Genomic DNA, 8,248 nt, shown 5'->3' on the forward strand with positions numbered 1-8,248 from the left:
GCATCAGCTGGCTTTGTTCCGCTCGATTTAACGGTCTTTTAGCAGTTGACGTGTATTTTTTAATTGAACTGGCATATAGGCCGTGATCTCTCCCATCATAGCGATGACCGAAACGGTGCGATTTACTCACCAGGCCATCCATTATTTCCTGTTGGGTGAGCGCATTAAAATCTTGAACAGGATTTACTGAACGGCGCAGTAGATAGTGAGAAGAGTATGCGCTAGAAGATTGGTAAAATTCATTACGCCTTGGGACTGTGCGGGGGGGAGGATCCCATTGTCTGACTGTGGTATGTCTATATCGTCCGCGCCTTGCAGAAGCGGCATGGTCATTCGGTTGGTTGTAATCATTATTTGATCTTGTGTATTGACCACTGATACCAGCAGAGCTTCTATCCATAATTATATTTCATTAATTCATGAAAATATAAAAAGCAGACTGCTGTTTTGTTCGAAAGTTCATTTTGCTGCAACGTCTATAAACGTAAACGGTTGGGGAAACACATCTACTCCTGATGCCATCAACCCGTTATTTTCAAATCATCCGGGGCAACAGGTGTTCAACACTGGCATTCCTTCCCGGCATGTGAAAACGGATCTTGAGTCATGATAGGAGGAAGGCGATTACTGGCTGTTTGTTTTCTTTCTCTTTGCCGGTTTACCGGTTTGCTCCTTTGAATGTTCTTCGGCAGTTAAGTAACCGTGATCTGAGGGTTGCCTGCCTTTATCAGCAGTAACGTATGCCGCATCTGCCCGCCTTCTTTTAAGTGATACAGAGCCATGCCCCGGTGGTTGGAAGCCTATCCTGGTCTTTATTTGATCAATGTATGGTTTCATTAAATCCTGATTGCAAAGCCTGTTAACCGGAATTTCAATGACCTCAAATCCTGCTTTTTGCAACAGTGCGATTTTCAGCAGAGTCGAACCATTCCTGGTTTTGAAATCACCACCCACATAATGTGAAGGACCCTGAACTTCAATCACCATGTTGTGATCTGGCAGTAGCAGGTCAACCGGAGGCAATGAGTTCAGACTCTTTTCTTCTTCAATCTGCAAAGAGGGAAAGCATGATTGGAGTTGATTGCGGAAGTCGGATTGACGTTTTGAAACGATTGTCTGGTAATGGGGGATGACCGGACACGCTCTGCCAAGCCAACTTGCGGCTTGGGCAATGGTGCGTTGATCCTCTTCATTGTGCAGGAATGTAATTTCCAGACGGGTAAACAGGTCATCAATGTGCTTTTCAAACACGTGATTTTTATTGGCATTGGACACCAGAAACAACCTGGCACAGCATACCATTACTCCCCAGAGGGACATCAATACCTCTTGCTGAGAGAACTGAGTATTACCACTGATTTGGTAGACCAGCGATTTGAACGTGGATGTTGCCACGTCCAGCTCAATGAGTTCGCCCAGTTTCGCCATGGCCCACAGCAGGTTGGCGATATTCTGGGGAATAAATTGGTCTTTGTTTGCGTTCACCTGAGTCAACAGCGCGGCCACGGTCTCGTTGAGTTCTGGTGTCTGCTCCAGCCCGTTGTCCATCAGTTTCGCCATGGCCCACAGCAGGTTGGCGATATGCAGGGGAATAAATTGGTCTTTCTGTGCGTTGACGTGGGGCAACAGCGCGGCCACGGCCTCGTTGAGCTTTGGTATCCGCTCCTGACCGTTGTCCACCAGTTTTGCTAAGGCCCACAGCAGGTTAGCGATTTCCTGTGGTTTAAAGTGAGCTTTCTGAATGTTCACGTGGGGTAGCAGGGCGACCATAGCCTTTTTGAGTACTGGTGTCCGTTTCTGCCCGTTGTCTACCAGTTTCGCTAAGGCCCACAGCAGGTTAGCGATTTCCTGTGGTTTAAAGTGGGCTTTTTGTGCGTTCACGTGGGGCAACAACGCGGCCAAGGACTCTTTGAGCCCTGGTGTCTGCTCCTGGCCGTTGTTCACCAGTTTCGCCATGGCCCAAAGCAGGTTGGCGATAGCCTGTGGTGTAAAGTCAGCTTTCTGTGCGTTCACTTGGGGCAACAGTGCGGCCACTGCCTCTTTGAGCCCTGGTGCCCGCTCCCGCCCGCTGCCCACCAGTTTCGCCATGGCCCAAACCAGGTTGGCAATACCCTGTGGTGTAAAGTTAGCTTTCTGTGCGTTCACGTGTGGTAACAGCGCGGCTACGGCTTCGTTGAGCTCTGGTGTCTGCTCCTGCCCATTGTCCACCAGTTTCGCTATGGCCCACAGCAGGTTGGCAATATGCTGAGGAATAAATTGGTTTTTCTGTGCGCTCACTTGGTGTAACAGTGTGGCCATGGTCTCTTTGAGAGCCGGTGTCCACTCCTGCCCGTTGTCCACCAGTTTCGCCATGGTCCACAGCAGGTTGGTGATTTCCTGTGGTGTAAAGTTCGCTTTCTGTGCGTTCACGTGGGGCAACAGCGCGGCCACGGCCTCGTTGAGTTCTGGCGTCTGTTCCTGCCCGTTGTCCACCAGTTTTGCCATGGCCCACAGCAGGTTGGCAATATGCTGAGGAATAAATTGGTCTTTCTGTGCGCTCACGTGTGACATCAGCGCGGCCACAGCCATGTTGAGCTCTGGTGTCTGCTCTTGCCCATTGTCCACCAGTTTCGCTATAGCCCACAACAGGTTGGCGACACCCTGGGCATCAATATCCCTGGCGTGAGGTTTTTGGTTGCACTTGAATATTATTGCATCAAGTAGCGTTGACAATAAGGCAGCCTGAGTACGCTTGACACGCTCATCCATGGGGTTATGAGGGGTAAAAACACCGGCTGAAGTAAATGAGTGAAATGTTGTCGTCAGGCTTAGCCAATTCCAGCTTGGCGTTGCGGTAAAATTTTGCAGGAAACTGATCAGCTGGCTTTGTTCAGTTCGATTTAACGGTCTTTTAGCAGCTGACGTGTATTTTTTAATTGAGCTGGCATATTGACCGTGATTTCTCCCATCATAGCGATGACCGAAACGATCCGATGTACTCACCAGACCAGCCATTGTTTCCCGTTTGATGAGAGCATTAAAATCTTGAGCAGAGTTTACCGAACGCCGTAGTAGATATTGAGAAGAGCGTGCAGCAGAGGAATGGTAAAATTCATTGCGCCCCGGGGTAGTGCGGAGGGGATTATCCCGCTGTCTTACTGGGCCATGTCTATATTGCACACGCCTTGAAGAAGTAGCATGGCCATTCGTTCGGTTGTAATCATTATCTGATCTTGTGTATTGACCACTGATACCAGCAGAGCTTCTATCCATAATTATATTTCATTAATTCATGTAAATATAAAAAGCAGAGTGTGGTTCTTTTCAGAAGTTCATTTTGCTGGAATGTTTGTAAACGTAAACGGTTGGGGAAGCACATCTAATCCTGATGCCACCAATCCATTATTTTCAAGTTACCCGGGACGAGATGCATAGGCAACAAGTGTTCTACACCCGCATTCTTTCCCGGAATGTGAAAAAGGTTATTGAGTCATGATGGGAGGAAGGCGATTACTGGCTGTTTGTTTTCTTCCTTTTTGCCGGTTTACCGGTTTGCTCCTTTGAATGTTCTTCGGCGGTCAAGTAACCATGATCTGAGGGTTGCCTGTCATCAGCAGTAACGTATGCCGCATCTGCCCAACTTCTTTTAAGTGGTACAGAGCCATGCCCCTGTGGCGGGAAGCCTATCCTGGTCTTTATTTGATCAATGTATTGTTTCATTAAATCCTGATTCCAAAGCCTGTTAACCGGAATTTCAATGACCTCAAATCCTGCTTTTTGCAACAGTGCGATTTTCAGCAGAGTCGAACCCGTCCTGGTTTTGAAATCACCACCCACGTAATGAGAAGGGCCCTGAACTTCAATAACAATGTTGTGATCTGTCAGAAGCAGGTCAACCGGGGTAATGAGTTCAGCCTCTTTTCTTCTTCGATCTTCAAAGATGGAATAGATGATTGGAGTTGATCGTGGAAGTCGGCTTGGGTTTTTGAAATGTTTGTGTGGTAATGGCGAACGATCGGACAGGTTCTGCCAAGCCAACTGGCAGCCATGGTAATGATGGATTGTTCCTCTTCATTGTCTGGCGATGTATTTTCCAGACGAGTGAACAAGTCATCCATGTGCTTTTCAAGCCAGTTGTTGTTATTGGAGTTCAGAGACAATCTGGCACAGCAAACCATTACTCCCCAGAGAGACATCAACAGGTCTTGCTGTGAGAGCTGAGGGTTTTCACTGATTCGGTAAACAAGCGATTCAAACATAGAGGTCGCCAGGTTCAGCTCAACGAACTCACCCAGTTTCGCCATGGCCCACAGCAGGTTGGTGGTATGCTGCGGAATAAATTGGCCTTTCTGTATGTTCACATGGGGTAAAAGCGTGGCCAGGGCTTCCTTGAAGCCTCGTGCCTGCTCCTGTCCGTTGTCTACCAGCTTCGCCATGGCCCACAGCAGGTTGGCGATTCCCTGGGCGGTAAAGTTAGCTTTCTGCACATTTACGTGGGGCAATAGCGCGGCCACGACTGCGTTGAATTCTGGTGTCCGCTCCTGTCCGTAGTCCGCCAGTTTCGCCATGGCCCACAGCAGGTTGACGATATGCTGAGGAATAAATTGTTTTTTCTGTGGGTTCACGTGGGGCAATAGCGCGGCCACGGCCCCGTTGAACGTTGGTGTCTGCTCCTGCCCGTTATCCACCAGTTTCGCCAAGGCCCACAGCAGGTTGGCAACACCCTGGGCAGCAATATCCCTGGCGTGAGATGCCTGGTTGCACTTGAATATTATTGCATCAAGTAGCGTTGACAATAAGGCAGCCTGAGTACGCTTGACACGCACATCCATGGGGTTATGAGGGGTAAAAACACCCGCTGAAGTAAATGAATGCAGTGTGGTCGCCAGACTTCGCCAATTCCAGCTTCGTGTTGCTTTAAAATTTTGCAGCAAACGTATCAGCTGGCTTTGTTCAGCTCGATTTAACGGTCTTTTAGCAGCTGATGTGTATTTTTTAATTGAACTGGCATATCGCCCGTGATGTCTCCCATCATAGCGTTGACCGATCCGATCAGATTGATTCACCAGAACATCCATTATTTCCTGTTTGATGAGGTTATTAAAATCCTGAGTGCGGTTTACTGAACGGCGCTGTAGATGTTGAAAAGAGCAGGCGGCAGAAGAATAGTAAGATTCATTACGCCCCGGGGCTGTGCGGGGGGGATGGCACCATTGTCTGACTGTGGCATGTCTATATCGCCCACGGCTTGAAGAAGCGGCATGATCCTTCGGTTGGTTGTCATCATTACCTGATCTTGGGTATTGACCACTGATACCCGCAGAGCTTCTATCCATTATTATATTTCATTAATTCATGAAAATATGAGAAGCAGACTGCTGTTTTGTTCAAAAGTTCATTTTACTGGAATGGCTATAGACGAAACGGTTGAGTATGCGCATCTACTCCTGATGCCACCAATTCGATATTTTCAAATCATCCGGGGTGAGATGCATGGGTAACAAGTGTTCAACGCTGGCACTCCTTCCCTGAAATGTGAAAATGGTGCTTGAGTCATGACGGTAGGGAAGAGCTTACTGGCTGTTTTTTTGCCTTTTTCTACCTGGTTTGCCTGTTTGCTCCCCTGAATGTTCTTCGACAGTCAAGTAACCGTGATCTGAGGGTTGCCTGCCGTTATCAGCAGTAACGTATGTCGCATCTGCCCAGCTTCTTTTAAGTGATACAGAGCCGTGCTCCTGTGGCGGGATGCCTATCCTGGTCTTTATTTGATCAATACATGGTTTCATTAAATCCTGACTCAAGAGCATGGTAATCGGAATTTCAATGACCTCAAATCCTGATTTTTGCAACAATGCTATTTTAAGCAGAGTCGAACCCTTCCTGGTTTTGAAATCACCACCTACGTAATGAAACGGTCCCTGAATTTCAATCACCATGTTGTGATCTGGCAGTAGCAGGTCAACCGGAGGTAATGAGTTCAGATTCTTTTCTTCTTCAATCCGCAAAGATGGAATGCATGATTGGAGTTGATCGCGGAAGTCGACCTGGGTTTTTGAAATGTTTGTCGGGTAATGGGGGACGACTGGACACGTTCTGCCAAGCCAAACGGCGGCCTGGGCAAGGATGGATTGATCACGTTCATTGTCCGGGAATGTATTTTCCAGGCGAGTAAACAGGTCATTCATGTGCTTTTCAAGCACATTAATGTTGTTGGTATTGGAGGCCAGAGACAATCTGGCACAGCATACCATGACTCCCCAGAGAGACATCGATATGTCTGGCTGAGAGAGCTGAGGGTTGTTACTGACTCGGTAGACAAGCGATTCGAACGTGGAGGTAACCACGTTCAGCTCAATGAGTTCCCCCATTTTTGCCATGGCCCACAGCAGGTTGGCGATGCCCTGGGAAGTAAATTGGTCTTTCTGTGCGTTCACGTGGTGCAACAGCACGGTCATGGCCTCGTTGAGTTCTGGTGTCTGCTCTTGCCCGCTGTCCACCAGTTTTGCCATGGCCCAGAGCAGATTGACGATTTCCTGTGGTTTAAAGTTAGCTCTCTGTGGGTTCACGTGAGGCAGCAGCCCGAGCACGGCCTCATTGAACTCTGTTGTCCGCTCCTGCCCGTTGTCCAACAGTTTCCCCATGGCCCACAGCAGATTGGCGATACCCTGTGCTGTAAAGTTGGCTTTCTGTGCGTTCACTTGGGGCAGCAGCCCGAGCACGGCCTCATTGAACACTGTTGTCCGCTCCTTGCCGTTGTCCACCATTTTCGCCATTGCCCACAGCAGGTTGGTGATACCCTGAGGTGTAAAGTTGGTTTTCTGTGCGTTCACAAGGAACAACAGCGCGGCCACGGCTTCTTTGAGTTCTGGTGTCTGCTCCTGCCCGTTGTCTACTAGTTTCGCTATGGCCCACAGCAGGTTGGCGATTTCCTGAGGTTTAAAGTTGGTTTTCTGTGCGTTCACGAAGAGCAACAGTGCGGCCACGGTCTGTTTGAACCCTGGTGTCTGCTCCTGCCCGTTGTCCACCAGTTTCGCCATGGCCCACAGCAGGTTGGCGATATGCTGAGGGATAAGTTGATCTTTCTTGGCGTTCAGGTAGGGCAACAGCGCGGCCACGGCCTCGTTGAGCCCAAGTGACCGCTCCCGCTCACTGTCCATCAGTTTGGCCATGGCCCACAGCAGGTTGGCGAGACCCTGAGGTTTAAAGTTAGCTCTCTGCGCCTTCACGTGGGACAAAAGTGCTGCCACAGTCTCGTTGAGCCCTGGTGTCTGCTCCAGTTCGCTGTCTACCACTTTCACGATGGCCCACAACAGGTTGGCGATTTCCCGTGGTTTAAAGTTAGCTATCTGTGCGTTTACGTAGGGCAACAACACGGCTACAGCCACTTTTAGTTCTGGTGCGCGCTCATGCCCTTTATCCACCAGTTTCGCCATGGCCCACAGCAGGTTGACGATTTCCTGTGGGTTAAAGTTAGCTTTCTGTGCGTTCATGTGTGGCAACAGCGCGGCCACGGCCTCTTTGAGTTCTGGTGTATGCTCCTGCCCTTTGTCCACCAGTTTCGCCACGGCCCACAGCAGGTTGGCAATATGCTGAGGAATAAATTGGCTTTTCTGTGCATTCACGAGGGGTAACAGCACGGCCACGGCCTCTTTCAACTCTGGTGTCTGCTCCTGCCCGTTGTCTACCAGTTTCGCCATGGCCCACAGCAGGTTGGCGATACCCTGGGCATTAAATTGGTCTTTCTTTGCGTTCACGAAGGGAAAAAGCACGGCTACGGCCTCGTTGAACTCTGGTGTCTGCTCCTGCCCGTTGTCCACCAGTTTCGCTATGGCCCACAGCAGGTTGGTGATACCCTGTGGTTTAAAATTAGCTTTCTGTGCGTTCACGTAGGGCAAAAGTGCGGCCACGGCCTCTTCGAGTTCTGGTGTTCGCTCCTGCCCGTTGTCCACCAGTTTCGCCATGGCCCAGAGCAGGTTGACGATTTCCTGGGGTTTAAAGTTAGCTGTTTGTACGTTCACTTGGGGCAACAGCGCAGACACGGCCTTTTTGAGCTCTGGTGTCCGCTCCTGCCCGTTGTCTACCAGTTTCGCCATGGCCCATAGCAGGTTGGTGATTTCCTGTGGTTTAAAGTGAGCTTTCTGTATGTTCACGTGGGGCAACAGCGCGACCACGGTCTCTTTGAATTCTGGTGTCTGCTCCTTCCTGTTGTCTACCAGTTTCGCCATGGCCCACAGCAGGTTGGCGATACCCTGAGCATTAAAGTGGAATT

5 protein-coding genes are annotated in these 8,248 nt (G+C 49.6%); all 5 read right to left on the reverse strand.

Annotated features, from left to right (window positions below; genetic code table 11):
- A partial coding sequence (locus CX664_RS26000; RefSeq protein ID WP_146000266.1) for a hypothetical protein occupies positions 1-400 on the reverse strand: 400 nt, incomplete at its 3' end.
- A 224-nt stretch (positions 401-624) separates the two neighbouring features.
- Positions 625-3,252, reverse strand: coding sequence for an RAP domain-containing protein (locus tag CX664_RS23335; protein WP_101749038.1), 2,628 nt, complete (start codon positions 3,250-3,252; stop codon positions 625-627).
- A gap of 237 nt (positions 3,253-3,489) precedes the next feature.
- A complete protein-coding gene (locus CX664_RS26715; protein ID WP_276328518.1) occupies positions 3,490-3,933 on the reverse strand; it encodes an RAP domain-containing protein in 444 nt (147 codons plus the stop codon).
- Positions 3,861-5,315, reverse strand: a complete 1,455-nt coding sequence (locus CX664_RS26720; RefSeq protein WP_180966609.1) for a hypothetical protein — start codon at positions 5,313-5,315, stop codon at positions 3,861-3,863. Before CX664_RS26720 ends, CX664_RS26715 begins: the two co-directional genes overlap by 73 nt.
- Positions 5,316-5,552: 237 nt before the next feature.
- Positions 5,553-8,248, reverse strand: a 2,696-nt coding sequence (locus tag CX664_RS23345) for an RAP domain-containing protein (RefSeq protein ID WP_146000267.1), incomplete at its 5' end; no start/stop codon positions are given.

It is taken from the genome of Endozoicomonas acroporae (genome assembly GCF_002864045.1).
GTDB lineage: Bacteria > Pseudomonadota > Gammaproteobacteria > Pseudomonadales > Endozoicomonadaceae > Endozoicomonas > Endozoicomonas acroporae.